This is a genomic window from Microbulbifer sp. YPW1 (assembly GCF_013367775.1).
Lineage (GTDB): Bacteria > Pseudomonadota > Gammaproteobacteria > Pseudomonadales > Cellvibrionaceae > Microbulbifer.
The window spans coordinates 2752516-2775567 of the sequence record NZ_CP055157.1; the positions used below are offsets into that span (position 1 = coordinate 2752516).

At 58.2% G+C, this 23052-nt stretch carries 15 protein-coding genes; 8 read left to right on the plus strand and 7 right to left on the minus strand.

Annotated elements, in window-relative coordinates:
• The first annotated feature begins 154 nt into the window (after positions 1-154).
• Positions 155-1426: a sugar MFS transporter gene (locus tag HUW35_RS11325; RefSeq protein ID WP_181252433.1), complete on the plus strand. Its 1272-nt coding sequence runs from the start codon at positions 155-157 to the stop codon at positions 1424-1426.
• Positions 1427-1549: 123 nt separating this feature from the next.
• On the opposite strand, the gene HUW35_RS11330 is transcribed toward HUW35_RS11325, so the two are convergent.
• A complete protein-coding gene (locus HUW35_RS11330; RefSeq protein WP_181252434.1) occupies positions 1550-1840 on the minus strand; it encodes a DUF1540 domain-containing protein in 291 nt (96 codons plus the stop codon).
• A 249-nt stretch (positions 1841-2089) separates the two neighbouring features.
• On the opposite strand from HUW35_RS11330, the gene HUW35_RS11335 reads away from it, so the two are divergent.
• Both HUW35_RS11335 and HUW35_RS11340 read left to right on the plus strand, forming a co-directional pair.
• The gene (locus HUW35_RS11335; RefSeq protein WP_181252435.1) at positions 2090-3532 is read left to right on the plus strand and encodes a catalase; all 1443 of its coding nucleotides are present in this window, start codon (positions 2090-2092) and stop codon (positions 3530-3532) included.
• 190 nt (positions 3533-3722) lie between these two features.
• Positions 3723-7268, plus strand: coding sequence for a NahK/ErcS family hybrid sensor histidine kinase/response regulator (locus tag HUW35_RS11340; RefSeq protein ID WP_255463247.1), 3546 nt, complete (start codon positions 3723-3725; stop codon positions 7266-7268).
• On the opposite strand, the gene HUW35_RS11345 is transcribed toward HUW35_RS11340, so the two are convergent.
• Positions 7261-7983, minus strand: a complete 723-nt coding sequence (locus tag HUW35_RS11345) for a response regulator transcription factor (protein ID WP_181252436.1) — start codon at positions 7981-7983, stop codon at positions 7261-7263. The genes HUW35_RS11340 and HUW35_RS11345 overlap by 8 nt on opposite strands.
• 246 nt (positions 7984-8229) lie before the next feature.
• Entirely contained in the window at positions 8230-10188 is a 1959-nt protein-coding gene (gene acs / locus HUW35_RS11350) for an acetate--CoA ligase (protein ID WP_181252437.1), read from the minus strand.
• Between the two features lie 265 nt (positions 10189-10453).
• Between acs and HUW35_RS11355 the strand changes: the two genes are divergently transcribed.
• From HUW35_RS11355 to HUW35_RS11365, 3 genes are all read left to right on the plus strand, one after another.
• Positions 10454-11776: a DcaP family trimeric outer membrane transporter gene (locus HUW35_RS11355; RefSeq protein ID WP_255463248.1), complete on the plus strand. Its 1323-nt coding sequence runs from the start codon at positions 10454-10456 to the stop codon at positions 11774-11776.
• A 77-nt stretch (positions 11777-11853) separates the two neighbouring features.
• Complete coding sequence (locus HUW35_RS11360; protein WP_181252438.1) at positions 11854-12189, plus strand: DUF4212 domain-containing protein; 336 nt, start codon at positions 11854-11856, stop codon at positions 12187-12189.
• Between the two features lie 2 nt (positions 12190-12191).
• Positions 12192-13892, plus strand: a complete 1701-nt coding sequence (locus HUW35_RS11365) for a sodium:solute symporter family protein (protein ID WP_181252439.1) — start codon at positions 12192-12194, stop codon at positions 13890-13892.
• A gap of 132 nt (positions 13893-14024) precedes the next feature.
• Here the strand turns inward: HUW35_RS11365 and HUW35_RS11370 are convergent, their stop codons facing one another.
• The 4 genes from HUW35_RS11370 to HUW35_RS11385 all read right to left on the minus strand — a co-directional run bounded on the left by HUW35_RS11370 (position 14025) and on the right by HUW35_RS11385 (position 21370).
• Positions 14025-14546 carry a GNAT family N-acetyltransferase gene (locus tag HUW35_RS11370; RefSeq protein ID WP_181252440.1) on the minus strand — a complete coding sequence of 174 codons (522 nt, stop codon included), beginning with the start codon at positions 14544-14546 and terminating at the stop codon, positions 14025-14027.
• A gap of 128 nt (positions 14547-14674) precedes the next feature.
• A complete protein-coding gene (locus HUW35_RS11375; RefSeq protein WP_181252441.1) occupies positions 14675-17047 on the minus strand; it encodes an autotransporter outer membrane beta-barrel domain-containing protein in 2373 nt (790 codons plus the stop codon).
• A gap of 290 nt (positions 17048-17337) precedes the next feature.
• Positions 17338-19326, minus strand: a complete 1989-nt coding sequence (locus HUW35_RS11380; protein ID WP_181252442.1) for a choline BCCT transporter BetT — start codon at positions 19324-19326, stop codon at positions 17338-17340.
• Positions 19327-19384: 58 nt separating this feature from the next.
• Complete coding sequence (locus HUW35_RS11385; RefSeq protein ID WP_181252443.1) at positions 19385-21370, minus strand: choline BCCT transporter BetT; 1986 nt, start codon at positions 21368-21370, stop codon at positions 19385-19387.
• A gap of 145 nt (positions 21371-21515) precedes the next feature.
• On the opposite strand from HUW35_RS11385, the gene arfB reads away from it, so the two are divergent.
• Both arfB and HUW35_RS11395 read left to right on the plus strand, forming a co-directional pair.
• Complete coding sequence (gene arfB / locus HUW35_RS11390; RefSeq protein ID WP_181252444.1) at positions 21516-21932, plus strand: alternative ribosome rescue aminoacyl-tRNA hydrolase ArfB; 417 nt, start codon at positions 21516-21518, stop codon at positions 21930-21932.
• A gap of 35 nt (positions 21933-21967) precedes the next feature.
• Positions 21968-23020 carry an Ldh family oxidoreductase gene (locus HUW35_RS11395; protein ID WP_181252445.1) on the plus strand — a complete coding sequence of 351 codons (1053 nt, stop codon included), beginning with the start codon at positions 21968-21970 and terminating at the stop codon, positions 23018-23020.
• The last annotated feature ends 32 nt before the right edge of the window (positions 23021-23052 follow it).

Below are 23052 nucleotides of genomic sequence, written 5' to 3' on the forward strand. Positions count from 1 at the left end.
TGAGTCGTGTAAGGCGGGGAGTGGTTAATGCTGTCTGGCGCGTCTTAGTAACTGGAACATGGGACATGCCCCGAATGGTGCGTCCGGGTGCTCCGGTGACCAGGCATTCAGACAATGGTGATGCAGGGACAATAACTATCATAAGAGGTGAACTATGGCCGGGATCCAGGCTCCAGTGACCAATATAAATACCGATGCGGGTTCTTCCGATAACGCTGTCGGTGGCAATTTCCGCTTTGCGCTGACCGCACTGACCGTGCTGTTTTTCATGTGGGGCTTTCTTACCTGCCTCAACGATATTCTGATTCCCCATCTGAAAGCGGTTTTCAACCTGAGCTATACCCAGGCCATGTTGATCCAGTTCTGCTTTTTTGGCGCCTACGCCACGGTGTCATTACCGGCGGGTGCGCTGGTAAAACGCATCGGCTACCAGAAGGGCATAGTGGGTGGCCTGTCTGTAGCGGCGCTGGGGTGCGTGCTGTTCTATCCGGCGGCAGAAAGCCACTCCTACCCCTTATTCCTGGGGGCGCTTTTTGTACTGGCCTCTGGGATTACGCTGCTACAGGTCTCTGCCAATCCTTACGTGACGGCCCTGGGTGATCCGGCCACGGCATCCAGCCGCCTGACCCTTACCCAGGCATTCAATTCCCTCGGCACTACCATTGCGCCTTTCTTTGGTGGTGTCCTGATCCTTTCTGCGGCCACGGTGGGCGCGGATGCCCTGAGCGCCGACGCAGAGGCGGATGCAGTGAAGGTTCCCTACCTGATGCTGGCCGGTGTACTGGCGGCACTGGCTGTGGTGTTCAGCCGCTTGAAACTGCCACAGATCGAAATGCATGAGCACAGTGCGGTGGCCGCTGAGGGAGAGTCCGTATGGTCTCACCGCCACCTGGTACTGGGCGCGGTCGGTATCTTTGTATATGTGGGCGCAGAGGTGTCCATCGGCAGCTTCCTGGTGAACTTCCTCGGCCTCGACAGTGTGGCGGCGATGGAAGAGGCCAAGGCGGCGCACTACATCGCTTATTACTGGGGCGGTGCCATGGTGGGGCGGTTTATCGGTGCTGCGGTCATGCGCACAATTTCTCCGGGGCTGGTACTGGCCTTCAATGCCGTGGCAGCCATTCTGCTGGTGTTTGCGGCGATTCTCGGTGCCGGTGCCCTGGCCATGTGGGCCATTCTGCTGGTGGGATTGTTCAACTCGATCATGTTCCCGACCATCTTCAGCCTCGCGCTGCAGGGACTGGGTAAGCAGGCGGGGCAGGCATCCGGAGTGCTGTGTCTGGCCATTGTCGGCGGCGCCATTGTGCCGTTGATTCAGGGCGTTGTCGCGGATACTGCGGGCCTGCAGATCTCTTTCCTGGTGCCGGTGGTATGTTATGTGTACATCGCCTACTACGGTCTCAAGGGATCAAAAGTGGCCGACTGAGCACAGCGTGCAGTTAAAAGCTGAAGTGAGACGCTGAAGCTAGAAAGTGAAGCTAGTAGAAATGCAAAAAGGGAGGGAAGCTTCGGCTTCCCTCCCTTTTTTTATTTGCGAACGCAGTCTGGTTTAGTGGGCGTAGGTCAGGCAGTTGACCGAGTCGCCACTGTAGCCAAGCTCGATCTGGTCGGCGCTGCATTCGAAATCCTGATTGTGATTACAGCCGGTGACCTTGCAGGCCCCGACCCCGGCAACACGCTCACGTTTGGTGTGCTCGTGGTTGCTGAAAAAGGTATCGCAATCCGGATCCTCGCCATCGCCAATGGTGATCGCGCGGGCGTGACAGGCGGAATCGGTATTGTAGGCGCACTCGGTGGCGGCACAGCGGCTCACTTCTGGCATGTCAGTAGCTATGATCATGGCGCAATTCTCTTTTGATTATCATCGAAGGATCAAACTCCCGCATTGAGCCTAGTAGAGGGGCCTGTTGTGTCAAATAAGTGGCGTCTAGATAGTCATATGTCAATGAAGCCGGTTTGGCGGAATAATCATCACTCTTGATCTGGATCAATCGTCACTTTCTGCGGGGGAGAAGAATCGCGGCTCGCTCTGACTCGCTGCCAAGTTTTGTTACTGATACTGGCGGGTCTATGGAAAGAGGTATCCGCCATGAGCAGCACCAAACTGACCACTTCCGCCGGCGCGCCGATTGCCGACGACAACAACAGTATTTCTGCTGGTGAGAGGGGGCCGCTGACATTCGATAATTTCCGGATGTTTGAGAAACTGGCGCACTTCAACCGCGAGCGGATTCCCGAACGTGTGGTGCACGCGCGTGGTACCGGTGCCTACGGCACCTTCCGCCTGAGTAAAGACCTCAGCAACTGGACCATTGCCGACTTCCTGCAGCAAGCGGGGACGGACACCGAAGTTTTCGTGCGCTTTTCTACGGTGGGTGGTGGTCAGGACTCCAGCGACTATGCGCGGGATCCCCGCGGCTTCGCCATCAAGTTCTATACCAGGGAGGGTAACTTCGATCTGGTGGGCAATAACACACCCGTGTTCTTCCTGAATGATCCATCCAAGTTCCCGGATTTTATTCACTCGCAGAAGAAGAACCCGCGCACCAATGTGCCGGACCCGGTGGCGAGCTTTGAATACTGGGCGAATCATCCGCAATCACTGCACCAGATGACCATCCTGATGTCCGACCGCGGGATTCCCCTCAGTTATCGGCATATGCATGGGTTTGGTTCGCACACATTCAGTTTCTGGAACAAAGAGGGTGAGCGCTTCTGGGTGAAGTGGCACCTGAAAACCCAGCAGGGGATCAAAAATGTGCGCAGCGAGGATGCGGTACATTACCCGGCCTTCGGTGCCCAGCAGGATCTGGTGGAATCCATCGATGCTGGTGATTATCCAAAATGGAAAGTGCAACTGCAGTTACTCTCCGAGGAGCAGGCAAGAAACCTGTCGGTAAACCCGTTCGACCTCACCAAGGTGTGGCCGCACGATGAAGCGCCGCTGGTGGATATCGGGATGCTGGAGTTGAGCCGCAATGTGGAAAACTATTTTGCCGAGACGGAGCAGGCCGCGTTTGCCCCCAGCAATCTGGTGCCGGGTATCGGCGGATCTCCGGATAAGATGCTGCAGGCGAGACTGTTTGCCTATCAGGATGCACACCGCTATCGCGTGGGTGCCAACGTGAACAGTATTCTGGTAAACGCGCCCAAGTGTCCGGTGAACCACTACCAGCGCGACGGTGCCTTTGCCGTCAATCAGGGCAGTGAGGTGCCCTTTTTCCCCAACGACCGTGTCAATCAGGGCGCACCGGTACCCGTGCCGTCCGTAGCCGAGCCACCCATGCCCCTTGAACGGGATGCCTGGGTGAAACCTCACAGCCAGGACAAACAGGATTATTACTCCCAGGCCGGAGCCCTGTTCCGTCTGATGCGTGACGACCAGAAGCAACAGCTTGTGGATAACATTGCCGTCGGTTTGTGTCAGGCCAGCGCGTCGATCCAGCAACGCATGCTGGTGCAGTTTGGCAAGGCGGATGCCCGGTACGCGGAGATGGTAAAAGCGGCTCTGGATTCTGCACTGGAATCTTGAGCCTGGGGACAACCTTGCATTGCCTGATTGATTTCTGGCTCTCAGCGAGAGCGGCAAGGTAACCCGTCGCTCATTTTCGTTTCTGCATCCATTCACCAACAATCGCTCGACTATTCGCTAATTGCCCTACGGCTTCTCCTTCAGGTATACAGGGAATTGAATTGTCCCGTCCTGCTGCTGCGAGAAGACCATGATCGGCAAGCCACTGTTGCTATTTTTTGCCCTGTTATACGTGGCACTGCTGTTTGTGGTGGCGTGGCGGGCAGACCAGCGTAAGCAGTGGATCCAACGTTTCCGCCCGATCATTTATGGGCTCACCCTGGCCGTATATTGCAGCTCGTGGACATTCTTTGGTGCCGTTGGGCAGGCGGTCAGTGACACCTGGAGTTACCTGCCTATATACCTTGGCCCCATCCTGTTATTCGTGTTTGCGGGCGGTTTCCTGCGCAAGCTGATGCAGGTCGGGGAGCGTCAGAAAGTTACCTCTATCGCTGACTTTATCGGGTCGCGCTATGGCAAGAGCCGCGGGCTGTCGGCGCTGGTGACACTGCTGGCTATTGTCGGCAGCCTGCCCTATATCGCCCTGCAGTTGCGTGCGGTGACCATGGGCTGGCAGGCCATCGGCGGCAGCGGCGAGGGCGATACCTTCGTCAACCTGGATACCGCGCTGGCCACCGCGCTGCTGATGGGGCTGTTTGCGATCCTGTTTGGCACGCGACACCTGGAAGGGCGCGAGCGCAACCTGGGGGTAGTGGTGGCGATTGCGATGGAATCCCTGGTGAAACTACTGGCGTTCGCCGCGGTGGCGGTGTTCGCGCTTTGGCTGCTGGTATCCGGTGGCAGCGGTATGGAGTTACCCCGTAGCGAGTGGACCCTGGATTTCCAGGGACTGGTTCCGGACGTCAATTTTGTCACCCAGACCCTGCTGGCGATGGCGGCGATCATCTGCCTGCCGCGGCAATTCCATATGGCCGTGGTGGAATACCGCAACCCGGACGACCTGCATACCGCGCGCTGGCTGTTACCCGCTTACCTCATACTGTTCTCTGTCCTGATTCTGCCGATTGCACTGGTCGGGCAACCGCTGGTGGCGGCCGGGCTCAGTGATCCCGACACCCTGGTATTGACCCTGCCGCTGCAGGGCGGCGAGAACGCACTGACCATGCTGGCTTATATCGGTGGTTTTTCCGCCGCGACCGGGATGGTGATCGTCGCCGCGGTAACCCTGGCGGTGATGGTTTCCAATGAGCTGGTGGCACCGGTATGGCTCTACCTGAGCCGGTATACCCGGTTGACCGCAGTCTCGCTGGGCAGGCACCTGCGGCTGATCCGCCGCGTGAGTATCCTGCTGTTGATGCTGTTGAGCTGGGGGATGCACCGGGCCATAACCGGGATGGAGGCACTTGCGTCCATTGGCCTGTTGTCGTTTGCTGCGGCGGCGCAACTGGCGCCGGCTTTAATTGCTGCGCTCTACTGGCCCAGGGCCCACAGGCGCGGTATCTGGGCGGGGCTGATTGCGGGGTACGGGCTGTGGTTGTACAGCCTGGTGTTACCGGCAACTTTCCCCGATGCACTTTTGTTGCAGCAGGGAGCCTTCGGGCTGGACTGGTTGCGACCGCAGCAGCTGTTCGGGCTTTCCGGCCTGGACTCCCTCAGCCACGGGGTTTTCTGGAGCCTGCTGTTCAATGTGGTTTTGCTGATCGGGGTATCGTTTTTCTGCCGCCAGAGCGCGGGGGATATTCGCCAGGCCATAGCTTTCGTCATCCCGGAGCACAGTGACGAACCGGTGCCGGATATGGTGCCCACCAGTATCCGTATGGGACAGCTGCACAGCCTGCTGCAGCCGTTTGTGGGGCGCGACCGGCTGGAGGAAATCTGGAACGGGTTCGAGCAGCGCAGCCAGCAGCGCCTGTTGCCCGACGACGCTGCACCGCGTTTTGTGATTGGCGAGGCGGAACGCACCCTGGCGGGGATCGTCGGTTCCGCGGCGGCGCACCAGGTGATGGGACTGCTGCACAGTAACCGGCCGCTGAAGCTTGAGGATATTGCGCGGTTGGTGGACAGCACCTCGGAGCGCTTGCGTTTCAGTCAGGAACTGCTGCAGACCACCGTGGAAACCATCAGCCAGGGTATCAGCGTGGTGGATGCCGAGCTGCGCCTGGTGGCCTGGAACCGCCAGTACCTGGAGCTGTTCAATTATCCCGAGCGACTGCTGTACATCGGTTGTCCGGTGGCGAATCTCTACCGGCACAATGCCGAGCGCGGCCTGTACGGAGACAGTGACGATCCGCAGGTTCTGGAAGCGCACGTGCAGCGGCGACTGGATCTGTTGCGCCACGGCAGCGCGCACCGGTTCGAGCGACGGCTACCCTCCGGCGCGATCGTTGAGGTGCGCGGTACACCCATGCCCGGCGGTGGCTTTGTCACCACGTTTACCGATATCAGCGAGTACCGCGCGGCGGTGGACGCACTGGAGGAAAACCGGCGCAGCCTGGAAGACCGTGTGCAGCAGCGCACTGCGGAATTATCAGATAGCAACCGGGCGCTTCAGCAGGAAAACCGTCGTCGCGCCGAGGCGGAAGTGAAAATCCGCGAACTGCACGCGGCCAAGACCCGGTTTCTCGCCCACACCAGCCACGATCTGCTGCAACCAATTAATGCCGCGCGCTTGTTTATCGCCTCCCTGCAGCAAAAAGCCGCGGCCGGCAGCTGGCGCGAGATGGGGGACGACATTCACTATATCGACAGTGCGCTCACTTCCGCCGAACAATTAATTGGCGCTCTGCGGGAAATCAGTCGACTGGACGCGGGCAGCCTGACCCCCAAACGCGCCAGCTTTCCTTTGCGTGAGTTGCTGGACGGACTCAACGCGGAATTCTCAGCGCTGGCCAGCGAGCGCGGACTCTCCCTGCGCTATGTACCCACCGATGCCTGGGTCTATTCAGACCGCCACCTGTTGCGGCGGATTTTGCAAAACTTTCTCAGCAATGCGCTGCACTACACCGCCCGTGGACGGGTGTTGCTGGGAGTGCGTCGGCGCACTGACACCACGATTGAAGGGGAAGCCTGCAAGGTGCTGGAAATCCAGGTATGGGACACCGGGCCGGGCATCGCTGCTGACGCTCGCGAGCAGATTTTCGATGAGTTTGTGCGTCTCGGCAGCAGTGAGCGCAGTGCCGATAAAGGATTGGGGCTCGGTCTGGCGATTGCGCGTCGCAGCGCGGACCTGCTGGGGCACCGTCTGGGCCTGGAATCTATCCCCGGGCGCGGTTCCATGTTCAGTATCCGTGTGCCCGTGGGTGAGGTACAGGCTGCGCGAATTGAGAAACCCAGTGCTGGCGGTACCGCGAGCCTGGCGTCGGCGGCGGTGTTGTGTATCGACAACGAGCGACAGATTCTGCGCGGTATGGAAAGCCTGCTGACGGGCTGGGGGTGTCGTGTGGTCACCGCGGTGTCGCTGGATGAGGCGCTGGCGCGCTGGCAGTTTTCCACACCGCCGGAAGTTGTGATTGTTGACTATCACCTGGACCACAAGGCGACCGGGATCGATGCGCTGGAGGCGCTGTGTGCGCACTGGCAGTTGGCACTGCCGGGCATACTGATCAGCGCGGATACCTCGGAAGCGGTGCGCAACAGTGCTTCAGAGCGGGGCTATTTTTACCTGGCCAAACCGGTGAAACCGGCAGCGCTGCGCAACCTGATACGGCGACTGGTGCGCAGCGGACAGGTCAATTGACCGGTTTGGATTCCGGCCGCTGCGGCGGCGCAAACTGTCCTGGAGGCTCCACATCCAGACTGCCGAGGGCCAACACTGCCTGGGTGCGGGAATTGACGTTCAGCTTGCGAAACAGGGCGGTGAGGTGCGCCTTGACGGTCGCCTCGGTGACCTGCATTTCGTAGGCGATCTGTTTGTTCAGCAAGCCTTCCGCGAGCATGGTAGCCACGCGGAACTGCTGTGGGGTGAGGGTGGCGATAACATCTACCACTTCCGCATCATCGCCGCTGGTATGGCCGGCCTCATAGCGCTCTGCCACTGTCGGTGGCAGCCAGATTTCGCCCTCGAGACTCTGCTGCAGTGCATCGGCGATCTGTTCTACCGGGGCCGATTTGGGCAGGAAACCACAGGCGCCGTAGTCGATAGCACGGCACATGATTTCCGGCTTTTCATTGGCGGATACCACCATCACCGGCAGCTGTGGATACTGGCCATTGAGGAAAATCAGCCCGCTGAAACCGTGGGCACCGGGCATGTGCAGGTCGAGCAATAACAGGTCGCAGTCCGGGTGTTCGGCCACACACTGCTGCAGGCTCTGCATGTCGCAGGCCTCGAAGATGGTGGCGCCGGGAAAGTGCTGCTGGATGGACTGCCGCAGGGCGCCGCGGAACAGCGGATGATCGTCGGCAATGATGAACTGCCGTGCAGCCTGTCCGCTACTGGTGTGAGAATTCATCGCTATACATCCCTTCTTTCGTGGGACCTTTCCCGGTTACCTGGATCCAGTCTAATCGAATCAGTTTACTGGGAAAGTCGCCGCGCTTCCTGTCGAGATTTTTTATTGATACCGGGGTACATCCTGTTTCGCCGGTTGGGATTATTATTTTTATGGGTTGCTCTGTGCTGGATGCGCTGGAAAAGACGTGCTGAAAGGTTCTGCGGGTCGGGAACGTTTGCACGTTGCCCAACCCGCGCTTGGCTATCAGGCCAGTGTCGCCGCCGCGCGATTGGCTACCAGGTCTTCCACCACACCCGGGTCGGCCAGGGTGGAAGTGTCTCCCAGCTGGTCACACTCATCGGCGGCCACCTTGCGCAGGATTCGACGCATGATCTTGCCGGAGCGGGTCTTCGGCAGGCCCGGCGCCCACTGGATGACATCCGGTGTGGCGATGGGGCCAATCTCGCTGCGCAGCCAGTTGCGCAGTGTGGTATGCATGGCTTCGCTGGGCTCGATACCGCTGTTGAGGGTGACGTAGACGTAGATTCCCTGGCCCTTGATGTCGTGTGGATAACCCACCACCGCGGCTTCGGCGACGGCCTCGTGGGCCACCAGCGCGCTCTCCAGCTCAGCGGTGCCCATGCGGTGACCGGATACGTTGAGTACATCGTCAACCCGCCCGGTGATCCAGTAGTAGCCGTCTTCGTCGCGACGTGCACCGTCGCCGGTGAAGTACATGTTGTCGAAGGTGCTGAAGTAGGTGTCGACAAAGCGCTGGTGATCGCCGAACACGGTGCGCATCTGTCCCGGCCAGCTGCCCAGTAACACCAGGTTGCCCTCGGTGGCGCCTTCGAGAATATTGCCCTCATTGTCCACCAGCGCCGGTTGAACGCCGAAGAAGGGGCGGGTGGCGGAGCCGGGTTTCAGTGCCGTGGCACCGGGCAGCGGCGTGAGCATGGCGGCCCCGGTTTCCGTTTGCCACCAGGTATCCACAATCGGGCACTGGCCGCGCCCGAAGGTACGGTGATACCACTTCCACGCCTCGGGGTTGATCGGCTCCCCCACGGTGCCCAGCAGACGCAGGCTTTTCAGGTCGGCACCTGCCACCGGCTTGTCGCCCTCGGCCATCAATGCGCGGATCGCAGTCGGGGCGATATACAGAATATTGATCTGGTGATCGTCGATGATCTGCGATACCCGGGTGACGTCGGGGTAGTGGGGCACGCCCTCGTACATCACGGTGGTAGCGCCGTTGGCCAGTGGGCCGTAAATGATATAGCTGTGGCCGGTGATCCAGCCAATGTCCGCTGCACACCAGTAACGTTCGCCGCGGCGATAATCGAATACGTACTCGTGGGTGATGGAGGCATAGGTGATATAGCCACCGTTGGTGTGCAGGACGCCCTTGGGCTTACCGGTAGAGCCGGAGGTATAGAGGATAAACAGCGGATCTTCCGCATCCATCACTTCTGCGGGGCAGTCGTCACTCTGTGCCTCCACCAGTTCGGCGTAGTCGCGATCAACCGCAGGGTTCCAGTCGGACGCATCGTCGGTGTAATTGACCACCACCACGTTTTCCACAGTGGTTTCTTCACACAGGGCCACTGCCCGGTCCACATTCTGTTTCAGCGGTACCGAGCGGCCGCCGCGACGGCCCGCGTTGGCGGTAATCAGGGTGCGGGATTTACCGTCGTCCATACGCCCGGCCAGGGCCTCCGGAGAAAACCCGGCGAATACCACCGAGTGCACGGCGCCGATCCGTGCGCAGGCGAGCATCGCCACCGCGGCCTCGGGGATCATCGGCATGTAGATGGTCACCACATCGCCTTTCTGTACCCCGAGCCTTTTCAGGCCGTTGGCAAAACGGCATACATCCCGGTGCAGTTCGCGGTAGCTGATCTCGCGGGAAGTGCCAGGTTCATCTCCCACCCACAGGATGGCGGTAGTGTCGCCGTGCTCCGCCAGATGGCGGTCGAGACAGTTGGCGGCCACGTTCAGTTTGCCATTGGCAAACCAGCGGATGTGCAGGTCGTCTTTGGCGAAAGACACATCTTTTACCTGACTGAAAGGCTTGATCCAGTCGATGCGCTGTGCCTGCTCGCGCCAGAAACCGTCGTTATCTTCAATGGAGCGATTGTAAAGCTCGAAATAGCGCGTTTCGTCCAACAGGGTATTGGCGGCGTAGGCGTTGGGTACGGGGTAGGTTTCACTTGTACTGGTCACGGACCGGCCCTCTTCATCGATGCTGTATTTATTGGTGTTTCGATTGTTGGGGGTATTTTGTCACCGCGCTTACAACAGCACGTATTAGACAAAAGTCGAAAGGCAGTGGCTGTGCGCGCCGGGTAATATTCCCGGGCATAGACATTGGTCTAAATAAACCCCGAATTTAGACCAATGGTTAATACCCCGAATATCCATGACGTTGTTTGCTAGGACCTGTGTTATCCCCAAATGGCAAACAACGGCAAGGACAATAGTGATGACGGTGAAAATAATAAAAAACCGCAAACTGGCCGGTGCGGTGGCACTGGCAGCGATGGTGAATACCCTGCCCACCCTGGCAGCGGAAACCGAAGCAGTGACCGCAGCCCAGTTGCAGCAGCGGATCGCAGAATTGCAGGCACAGGTGGATGCGCTCGCCGCGCGCCCGGTTGAAATTGAAAACCCGGAACCGGGCAAGTCCCCCACATTCGGCAACACCAATATCCAGATAGGCGGCTACGTCAAACTGGACAGTATCTTCAGTGATTATTCCGATGGCAGTGGTGCCACTGCGGCCATTGGTGAAGACTTTCTGGTGCCGTCCACCATCCCTGTTGGTGGTCTGGAAAGGGGCGAGAGCGGTGATGTGCACTACAACGCTCATGCGAAATCCACCCGGCTGTTTTTCAAGTCGTCCACCGAAATGGGCGCGGGCAGGGTGACTACCCATATCGAGATCGATGCCATGGCCGGTGCCCAGGGCGATGAGCGTATCAGTAACTCCTACGCCCAACGGCTGCGCCACGCCTATGTAGACTGGAAAATCGATGGCGACCGTTCACTACTTGCCGGGCAGTCGTGGTCGACATTTTTCAATGTGGGCGCCCTGCCAGAGGGATTGGACTTTGTTGGCCCGGTAGGTACCATTTTTGAACGCCAGCCACAGATTCGCTATACCCAGGGCATTGGCAGTGGCAGCTTGCAGTTCGCTGCAGAGAATCCGGCTACCACCCTGTACAACGGGGCGGAAAACCCCTATGACGACAACAGCCGCCCGGACCTGATCCTGCGTTACAACAACAGTATCGGCGACCTCAATTACTCCGTTGCCTCCATGAGTCGCGAGCTGGCCTATGAGGGTGCAGATGTCTCTGAATCGGAACAGGGTTACGCTATCAGCCTCTCCGGAAAATGGCAGCTGGGGCGCGACGACCTGCGTTTTATGTACAGTTACGGTAATGCCCTCGGCCGCTACCTGGGGCTGAACAGTTACCGCGCCGGTATCATCGATCCCGTCGACGGGGACATCGAGCTGATCGATCAGCACGGTGGTTTTGTCGCTCTGCGTCACTTCTGGAGCGAACAGTGGCGCAGCAACCTGGTGCTCTCCGCCACCGAGGCGGATAACCCGGGGCTGGTTTCCGACACTACGCCGTCTTCCTATCAGAGCCTGCAATTGAATTTGATGTATTCACCGGTACCCAAGATGACCCTGGGTGGTGAGTATATTTTTGCCAGAAAGGAGGTTGAGAACGCCAGCGGGCTGCTGGTTGACGACGAGGGGGACATGCAGCGCATGCAACTGTCCGTGAAATATGTATTCTGAACTGGGATGTACTCCAGCGGTGCACCACAGATTCAACGTCAATCCGATAATTCCAGAATAATTGAGGAGAGAAAACGATGAGTTTCAAGAATAAGCAGCTCGCCAGTGATTACTGGCGAGAAAACCTGAAGTTGATGTTCACCCTGCTGGTGATCTGGTTTGTGGTGTCTTTCGGCTGCGGGATCTTGTTTGTCGAGGAGTTGAACCAGATCCGCATGGGCGGTTTCAAACTCGGCTTCTGGTTTGCCCAGCAGGGCGCCATTTATGTGTTCCTGGCCCTGATTTTTGTCTACGTCTACAAAATGAATCAGCTGGATCACAAGTATGACGTTTACGAAGACGATGACGTGGCCGAGACTGCGGGTAAATCCGACGTTGCCGGCGAAGCGCAGCAGCTGCAGGGAGGTCACTGATCATGGATGTGCAAACACTTACTTTTCTGATCGTCGGTGCGACTTTTCTGCTGTATATCGGCATCGCCATCTGGGCACGCGCCGGTTCCACCAATGACTTCTACGTGGCCGGTGGCGGTGTACACCCGGTGGCCAATGGTATGGCCACTGCGGCCGACTGGATGTCCGCAGCCTCGTTTATTTCCATGGCCGGCCTGATTTCCTTTATGGGTTACGACGGTACCGTGTATCTGCTGGGCTGGACTGGCGGTTATGTGCTGCTGGCCCTGTGCCTCGCGCCTTACCTGCGCAAGTTTGGCAAGTTCACCGTGCCGGACTTTATCGGTGACCGCTACTATTCCCAGGCGGCGCGTACCGTTGCAGTGATCTGTGCGATCTTCGTGTGCTTCACCTATGTGGCAGGGCAGATGCGCGGTGTGGGTGTGGTGTTCTCCCGCTTCCTGGAAGTGGATATCGTCACCGGCGTGGTCATCGGTATGGGCGTGGTGTTTTTCTACGCGGTGCTCGGTGGTATGAAAGGCATTACTTATACCCAGGTGGCTCAGTACTGCGTGCTGATTTTTGCCTACATGGTACCGGCGATATTTATCTCCATCATGATGACCGGCCATGTGCTGCCGCAAACCGGTTTTGGTGGCATGCTGTCTGATGGTACCTACCTGCTGGATAAACTCGATGGGCTGTCGACCGAACTCGGGTTTGCGGAATATACCTCGGGCACAAAAAGTACCATCGATGTATTTTTTATTACCGCTGCGCTGATGGTGGGTACCGCGGGTCTGCCGCATGTGATCGTGCGCTTCTTCACCGTACCGAAAGTGCGCGACGCGCGTAAATCTGCGGGTTGGGCGCTGCTGTTTATTGCGCTGCTGTACACCACCGCACCGGCCATCGCCACTTTTGCGCGGGTGAACATGATCGACACCATCAACGGCCCGGATGGCCAGGGTACCGCCCATGCGGAAGCCCCCAGCTGGATCAGCAACTGGGAAGAAACCGGCCTGATTTCCTGGGAAGACAAAAATGCCGACGGCAAGATGTTCTACTCCGGTGACGAGCGCAATGAAATGTCCGTGGACCGCGACATCATGGTGCTGGCCAACCCGGAAATTGCCAACCTGCCTGCGTGGGTAATTGCGCTGGTGGCTGCCGGCGGTGTGGCTGCGGCACTGTCCACTTCGGCGGGCCTGCTGCTGGTGATTTCCACCTCGATATCCCACGATCTGTTGAAGCGCAACCTGATGCCACGTATTACCGAGAAGCAGGAGCTGTTGTATGCGCGATCTGCAGCGGCCGTGGCGATCTGTATTGCCGGTTATCTCGGGATCAATCCACCGGGCTTTGTGGCGCAGGTGGTCGCCTTTGCCTTCGGGCTCGCGGCGTCGTCCTTCTTCCCGGCGATCATCATGGGGATCTTCTCCAAGCGCATGAACAAGGAAGGGGCGATTGCAGGGATGCTGTCGGGTATCCTGTTTACCGCGGCTTATATCGTGTACTTCAAGTTCATCAACCCGGCGGCCAATACCGCGGATAACTGGTTGTTTGGTATTTCGCCGGAAGGTATCGGTACCCTGGGTATGATCATCAACTTCGCAGTCGCCATCGCCGTGGCGAAAGTCACTCGCGAAGCGCCCAGTGAAGTGCAGGAAATGGTGGAGAGCATCCGCTTCCCGCAGGGCGCCGGCCAGGCCAGCGCACACTGAAGGGACCTGTGTAAATAAAAAAGGCCGCAGCCGGGTGACCGGTTGCGGCCTTTTTTATGTCCAGCAACTTTCTTACTCGGTAGCTGTTGTTAACAGCAACATGGCTTTTAACGGCAGCGGTTGCTTTAGAGATCAATCCTCTTGCGCTTGCCAGCCCATCAGTAAAATAGGTTTATCATCGCCGGGTAGCGTGATGTCTCTCTCGTAGCGCAGGCCAAGCTTTTCCAGCAGGCGAATGGAGTCCTGGTTTTCCGGCGATACGATGGCGACGATACGTTCCAGACAGAGGATTTGTTTTCCCCAGTCCATCACCGCCGAAGCGGCCTCGAACGCGTAGCCGCAGCCGCGATAGGTGGGCAGGAAAGCGAAACCGATATCCACGTCGTCCAGCCCATCGCGCCGGATCAATCCACACTGTCCTACCGGCGTACCGTCCTGCAGTTCTACCCGGTACATACCGAAGCCGTGGGTGCGGTACATGGCCCGGGGCCCTTGCTCGATATAGCTGCGGGCATTTTCCAGCGTGCGCACACCGCGGTCGCCGATGAACTGGTGAAAGCTCGGGTCGTTTACCAGTGCAAGGGTAAACGCTGCATCAGAGTCACTATCGGTCAGTTCGCGCAGTCTCAGGCGCGGTGTCTGGATCAGGTACATGAATTGCGTATTGGTTGAAACGAATGTGCCGAGTGTACACCGTCAGCAGCGTCTCGGTGGCTGGAAACAAAAACGCCCACCGAAGTGGGCGTGCAGTAGGGGTTGTCGCTAGCAGATTGCGGTGGCAATCAGAAGCGATAGGTCACGTTGAGTGAGCCGTGTTCGGAGCTCGGTCGTGAGGTGAGGTTGGCGCTTACCGCAATGGCATTCGCCGCCTGCCAGCGCAGACCCACCAGCGCACCGGCGCCGTCTTCGAACAGGCCCATGTCCTTGCTGGCGTAGCTCGGCATGGCGTTCATGTTACCGGTCATGGATTTGACGCCCACTTCCAGGGAATCGTTTTCGGTTCCGGTAGTATCTTCATACCACAACTGTGCGTAGGCACTCACATTACCCCAGGCTTTGTCGGCAAAGGCACCGAGTCGCATGGTGGTGTAGCGGCGCTCCTGGCTGCCAAAGTTCATCCCGAACGGGTCCATCTGGCTGCCGTCGGCGCCGGTATAAGTAAATCCGTCCAATGCATCTTCGCTGTAGCCATCCACGTCCGCAGTGACCCTGGTCACGCCCGCAAAGGGCCCGTAGCGGGATTCGCCACCGGAGATATTGATACCTCCCGTCAGGTCCAGGGTGGTGTTTTCACCGCTGGTCTGGCCTTCCAGGGTATCGCTGAACTGGTCTCCGAGCTGTAACTGTCGGCCAATACGATCGTATTCCACGTCGGTCACCGTCGCACTGGCGTCGACAAAGAACTCGTTGTAGTGGAAGCGGGTATAGATGCTGTAGTTGGTGGAGGTGGAATCCACATTGCTCTGGCTATTGTCGAGGGAAAGGTCTGATCGGCTTACCGCGAAACCCAGCTGCCAGTTATCGCGCAGTGCATATCCAGCACCGAGAAGGCTTCCAGTTGCATCGCCACTCGCTGCCTGGGCAAAACTGTTGTCGTAATCGCTGTTGCCGAAGACACCGCTGACAAATACCCCGGTTTCCGCGGTGCGGTAGCGAGTGCCGACAAATCCTTCCTCCAGGGCGGTTACATGGCTGCGGGATGCCTGCACGCCCATATCGGGGAGCTGGCCGGCAATCTGCGCGGCACTAACCACCGCCGTATAGTAATCGCCCAGCAACCGCTGTGCGGCCTGGGTGGGGTGTACCGCATCATTGAAAATCAACTGGTCGGCATCGGGCGCGGTGCCATTTTTTCCGTATACCGGGTGCTCGATACAGCTGCCGCCTTCGTAACACAGGGTGCTCTGGTCAAACTCGCTGGAAAAGCCCAGCGCCGCGGCATTGTCGAGGGAGACCTTGAGAATGCCTTGCATATCCACCATCAGCACTCCGTCGATGTTTCCGGCATCGGACAGCAGGGTGTTGTTGAACAGGGTTACGGCACCGCTGGCCTGAGCGAGGGTGGTGTCTATCGCGGCTGCCAGCTGGGCGTCGGCCTCGTCCTGGGTCATGAGACCGGCGGCCACGGCGTTGGCGAGCTGCGCGGCTTCCGGGCTCGCGGCAACGGCCTGGCTGACGGCGGCGAACATGCCCGGGGTTTGACTGATATCCGGCACGTTGGCGACCAGGATGTAGTTGGCGCCGGCATCGGACAGCGCCTGCGCGCCATCGGCGAGCATATTGGCGGCGAGACCGGACTGGGCGGCAAACTCTTGCGCAGTGATACCGCCGCTCAGGGTTGCGGTAAACCCGGCGAGCAGATCATTGCCGCCGCCGTTCACCCAGTAAAGCGCCTTGCCGTCAGCGCGGCCGCTGCTGGCTTCCAGGTAGCCGAGCCCCAGCGGATGGGGATTGCCGGTGATTCCGGAGTCGGCAACGATCATTGCGGGAGCGGCATCAATTTGTGCCTGCAGACCATCGGCCTGCGCATTGAGCTGTGCTGCGGTGGTGGGGTCACCGGCAGCTTCCGCCTGCGCGGCGGCGGCACGGAGTTCAGCCACTGCGGCGGGCCCTTGCAGTAACAGGCCCAGCAGGTTCAGATCGGCGTAAAGCCCGGTACTGGTGGTGCGGGTGGGGTCTGGTAACAGGGCGCTGGCAAAGTTGTGCGCGTTGGTGTCCAGGGTGAGCCCCTGTTCGTTCAGGTAATTCATATAGCCGCGGGTGCCGAGAATATTCAGCAGGACGTCCGCAGCGCGGTGGCCACCTACCGCCCAGCCTCCGCCCACGTTGGGAAGTGCCGCGCGCACTTGTGCCTGTGCCGAGGCGAGCATCTGGTCTTCCGGGAGTGAGGGATCGACATCTGGCAGGCACAGGTACATGCCCGCGCAGGAAGGGGCTACCTGGCCGAGGCCCAGGTTCTGTGACATCAGGCTGATGGCCGCCTGCTTGTCTTCACCGCTGGTGAATACGCCGGCATTGCCCACGTCGGTGAGGCTGTCGCCGAAGGCGATCACTTGAGAAAAAGGGGAGTCTTCCGCTGCCGCGGTGGCGTTTAGTCCGCATGTCAGGGAGGCGAGGGCAATGGCTGCCGCCAGGCTGCGCTTGGCGTTGGGCATGTTTTTCTCCTTTCATCGCTGCGCACTGTGCTTTTGGCGGCCGTTAGCCACTTGTTATCGATGCTTATCTGGTGCGCGCGTCGTTATTGTTATGTCGCTAAAAGTCCCGGAATAACCGGGATCTGTCCGATATTAACTGACGCAAATTGGAGAGTGAACGGAAAGTCGAAACTAATTGTGCCTAGCTGGTCACATTTTTTTAGGCGGGTATTTTTGAAACATTTACCCGGGAAATGGCGTCAATCTCCTCCAGAAAAGAAGGAGATTGTGCGGTGGTTGCGCCACTTGGCTTAGCGCAGGGAGTGCAGGAACTGCAGGTGCCGTTCGTACTGGGAGAGTATGTCAGTAAGCAGCTGATCGCTGGTCCAACCCATGACATCGTAATCCTGTCCGCCCTCACTGAGGTGCACTTCTGCACGGAAGTAGATGTCGGGGGAGCCGTCATCGCAGGTATCGTCCAGGACCGTATCCGGGTTGGATGCATTGGGCTTCAGATGGGCCTTGGGGTAGATGCTGTACAGGAAGTCCACCTCCTCACCCTGGTAGACGGTGAGGTGGACCACCGCATTTTCCTCTCCGCTGACTTTCGCCACAAAACCGTTTTTCTGCATCTGCTCCGCAAACTTGCCCATGGCGGGCTCTGCGGTTTCGCGAATATATTCGTGCACTTCCTGTAGTGAGGGCAGTTGGACCAGGTTGCGCAGACGACGCTCCCATGACACCGGGTTGCGCGCGCTGATCGGCGCAACCGGGGCGGACTGCGCATCGCGTTTGGCGGAGTCCATGCGCAGGGCCTTGATCAATCCGTAAATGGCCACCAGCAGAATGATGGAAAAGGGCAGGGCACTGGCGATGGCGGCGGTTTGCAGTGAAGCGAGACCGCCCGCCAGCAGCAGGGCAATCGCCACCACGCCGATAATGGCCGACCAGAAAATGCGTTGCCATATCGGGGTATCGTCGCGACCGTGGGACGATAGCATGTTCATTACCATCGCGCCGGAATCCGCAGATGTGATAAAGAATATCACCACCAATATGATGGCGAGCCCGGAAAGTACCTGGGAAAACGGGAATTGCTCGAGAAACTGGAACAGGGCCAGGGACTGGTCTTTCTGAATGATATCCGCGAGGGATTGCAGGCCTTCATCCCTGATGAACCTGATCGCGGAGTTGCCGAATACGGTCAGCCAGACGATGGTAATCAGCGTGGGCATCAGCAGAGTGCCCACCGCAAACTCCCGAATCGTGCGCCCGCGGGAAATCCGCGCGATAAACAGCCCCACAAAAGGCGACCAGCTGAGACACCAGCCCCAGTAGAAAATCGTCCAGCCGCCGATCCAGTCGGTGGGCGCGTAGGCGTACAGGTTGAAGGTGCGATTGACCAGTACCGAGAGATAGCTTCCCACGTTTTGTACAAACGCCTGAAACAGAAATACGGTACTGCCCAGCACCAGAATAGTCAGGCAGAGTAGGGCCGCCAGGCCCATATTCAGTTGCGACAGCCGCTTGATGCCCGCATCCAACCCGACCACAACTGAAATGGTGGCCAGAGAGGTGGTCACCACAATCAGGATAACCTGGGTGATCTCCCCCACCGGGATGCCGAACAGGTGATTCAAACCGGCGTTCATTTGCAGCACGCCGAACCCGAGCGTGGTGGCAACACCGCACACGGTACTGACGATCGCAAATACATCCACCGCATGGCCGATAGGACCGTGTATACGCTCACCGATCATGGGATAAAGCGCGGAGCGCAGCGTCAGTGGCAGGTTATGCCGATAACTGAAATAGCCGAGGATAAGCGCCACGCCGGCAAAAATGGCCCACACGTGGAAACCCCAGTGAAATATACTCAGGATCATTGCCTCGCGCGCGGCTTCCACTGTGCCCGGATCGGCGTCCGGCGGGTTCAGGTAGTGCATCACCGGTTCTGCAACGCCGAAAAACAGCAGGCCGATACCGATGCCGGCAGAGAACAGCATTGCCAGCCAGGACCAGAAACCGTATTCGGGCTTTTCGTGCTCAGGTCCGAGCTTGATGTCGCCCAGCCGCGACATGCTGATCAGCACCACCGTAACCAGCAGGATGGCCACAATCAGTACGTAGTACCAGCCCATATAGGTGACGATGGTGTTCTGCATACTCTGGAAACGCGCGGTGGCATCTTCCGGAAACAGAACCGCGTAGGCCACCAGCAGCAGTAATACGCCGGTAGAGGTGTAGAACACCGGCGGATCAAATCTCGCTTTGCCGTCGTTGGTTGTGCGCAGTTTCATTGGGCTGGCCAGATCTGTGAATTTGGGTTTTTGTTGCTACGCCGTAAACATCTCAACCCTAGCGCAAGGTGTGCAGGAACTGCAGGTGTCGTTCATACTGCGACACCATGTCGGTCAGCAACTGCTCTGCAGTCCAGCCCATGACATCGTAATCCTGGCCACCTTCGAAGAGGTGCACATCGGCGCGGAAGTATTTATCGGGTGAACCGTCATCGAAGGTATCGTCCAGTTCCTGCTCCGGATTGCTGGCATCGGGTTTGATGGTGGCCTTCGGGTGGAGACCGTAGACAAAGCTGACCTCATCGCCCTGGAATACTTCAATCTGCACGAACTGGTTTTCGTGCTCCGTCACCTTGGCCTCATAACCATTCTTGCGCATTTCTGCGGCAAACTCTTCCAGTGCGGGTTTGCCGGTATTGCTAATGTACTCGCGCACCTCCTCTAGTGAGGGCAGTTGCAGGGCGTTTTTCAGGCGTCGTTGCCACACCACCGGGTTGCGCGCGCTGATCGGGGCAACGATGGCCGACTGGGTAATCCGCTTGACCGTTTCCGTGCGCAAAGCGGCTATCAGCCCGTACATGGCAACGAGCAGAATCGCAGAGAACGGCAGTGCACTGGTGATCACTGCGGTTTGCAGGGAGCCGAGGCCGCCGGCCAGCAGCAGGGCGATTGCGACCACACCGATCAGGAAACACCAGAAAATCCTCTGCCACAGGGGGGTGTCATCGCGCCCGTGGGAAGACAGCATATTGACCACCAGTGCGCCGGAATCTGCAGAGGTGACAAAAAACACCACAACCATGATCACCGCGACAAAAGAGAATAGCGCGGAGAACGGAAACTGCTCGAGGAACTGGAACAGGGCCACCGACTGATCCTGGGCGACTATCTCTCCCAGCTGCGTGAGTCCTTCATTCAGGATCATATGAATGGCAGAGTTGCCGAAGAAAGTCATCCACAGCATGGTGACCAGTGCCGGTACCATCATGGCACCGACCACGAATTCGCGGATGGTGCGCCCGCGGGAAATCCGCGCGATAAACAGCCCAACGAACGGTGACCATGACATCCACCAGCCCCAGTACAGGATGGTCCAGCCACCCAGCCAGTCGGTGGGCTTGTAGGCAAACAGGTTGAAGGTCTTGTTCACGATTTCTGACATGTAACTGCCAAAATTCTGCACGAATGCCTGCAGCAGATAAACGGTACTGCCGAGCAGCAGCACCATGATCAGCAGGATCGCTGCGAGCGTCATGTTGATTTGCGAAAGTCGTTTGATCCCCGCGTCCAGGCCGAGTACTACCGAGATGGTGGCCAGAATGGTGGTGACAATAATGAGTACGACCTGAACACCCGGCCCTACGGGTAGACCGAACAGGTGATTCAGGCCGGAGTTGATTTGCAACACACCATATCCCAGGGTGGTTGCGACACCGCAGACGGTACCGACGATCGCAAATACGTCGACGGCGTGACCGATAGGGCCGTAGATGCGCTCGCCGATCATCGGATAGAGCGCCGAGCGCAGGGTCAACGGCAGTTTGTGGCGGTAACTGAAATAGGCAAGAATCAGGGCTACGATGGCGTAAATCGCCCAGGCGTGGAAACCCCAGTGGAAAAAAGTGAGCACCATGGCTTCACGGGCCGCCTCGACGGTGCCAGTTTCCCCCACCGGCGGTTGCAGATAGTGCATGACCGGTTCCGCGACACCGAAAAACAGCAGGCCGATACCCATGCCCGCAGAAAACAGCATTGCGAACCACGACAGGTAATCGTAATCGGGCTCCGCGTGCTCCGGTCCCATCTTGATTTCGCCGAACTTGGAAAAGGCGATCATGATTGTGCCGATCAGGATGATCGCTACTACAAGAACGTAATACCAGCTCATGTGCACCACAACCCAGGATTGCAGCGCCTTGAAGGTGCTGGTTGCGTGGTCCGGCGCCAGCACCGCGTAGGCAACCATCAGCAACAGGGCGGCAGTCGCGGCGTAAAATACCGGTGGATTGAAGTGGGCCTGGTCTAGATTTTTGGATTTTTCCATCCGCAGAGTTTCCCGGAGTTGCTAATCGTTCAGTCTATTTGCACAGTGTTCAGGCAAGGTGCGTCTGGGCGAATTTCACGCCGGACAATTTGAGCATAGCCGATGGATCGGGTTAGGCTTTGTACGAATAACCAGAGAGCTTTTCATGTTGATTATTTCTAACCAGATCCAGTTGCCAGAGTCTGAGATTGAGCTCAGTGCCGTGCGTGCGCAGGGTGCGGGTGGCCAGAACGTCAATAAAGTATCCAGTGCGATCCACCTGCGCTTTGATATTGCGGCTTCCAGTCTGCCGCAAGAAATAAAGCAGCGTGTGCTAGCTTTGCGGGACCAGCGTATCACCGCTGACGGCGTTGTGGTGATCAAGGCCCAGCGCTTCCGCACCCAGGAAAAAAACCGGGACGATGCGCTGGCGCGGCTGCAGGCGTTGATCTCCAGTGTGCTTAAAACCCCGAAAAAACGTGTACCTACAAAACCCACACGCGGCTCCAAAGAGCGCCGGCTGAAGCATAAGACCCGTCGCGGGCAGATCAAATCCATGCGGGGCAAGGTTTCCGACCACTGAGCCCGCGAACCGAAAATTAAGATAGGGGAATTTCCATGTCCACCCGATACCCGGCACAAGCGCTGAAACAGTTTGCCAGTGATATCTTCGTCAACGCCGGCCTCGCCCGCGAACGTGCAGACGTGATGGCGGAAACCTTTCTGCAAGCCGACCTGATGGGCTTTACCACCCATGGCCTCAACCGTGTAGCCAGCAATCTCAGCTGGTTGCGAAATGGCGCCTCGAGAATAAGTGGAGAGCCGCACCTACTTGCAGATCGCGGAAACATTTTTAATTGGGATGCAGAATTTCTTCCCGGTCCCTGGGTAATTAGTAGAGCAATTGACGAGGCGCTGTCACGTGTTGAAGAACACGGCGTGGTTACCGCAACCGTCAGGCGAAGCCAGCACATCGCCTGTCTTGCAGCCTATCTGCCAAAAATCATCGAAAAAAATTGTGTGGCAATCCTTACCTGTTCCACACCTGCGGAACACACTGTGTCGCCGCAGGGTAGCAAGACGCCGCTATTCTCTGCCAATCCCATAGCGTTCTGCGCTCCGGCGACGGACTATCCGCTGCTGTTTGATATCAGTATGTCGGTTACCGCCGGTGGCTACGTAGCGCGCGCGGCGCGTGAAGGAAAAAAACTTTCGCAACCGTATTTGAAAGACTCCGATGGACATTTATCCGATGATCCTGCGGCATTTGCACAGGGTGGCAGTATTCTGCCGGTGGGTGGTGCCGATCATGGCTACAAGGGCGCAGCATTGTCGGCAATGTTTGAAATTCTATCTATGGGACTATCTGGATACGGTCGTGCAGATGAAGTTGACGAGGACGATGAAGCCAACTCGGTTTTTCTGCAGGTTATCGATCCGAGAGCATTTGGCGCGGAAAATGCATTTTTAAGGCAGACAGCAGCGTTACTGCAGTTGTGGGAGTCCTGCGAAAGCGACGGCAATGAGCCGGTGCGTGTTCCTGGCAAGCGCGCTTGGGGATTGCGGCAGTCACAACTGGCGGAGGGCGTACAGCTGTACCCCTCCATTGTAGAGGACCTGCACAAGCTCGCCGATGAGACCGGTATCGCCATGCCAGAGCCGATTGCCTGATGTCTTGATAATCGGGGCGTACTGTTCAACCC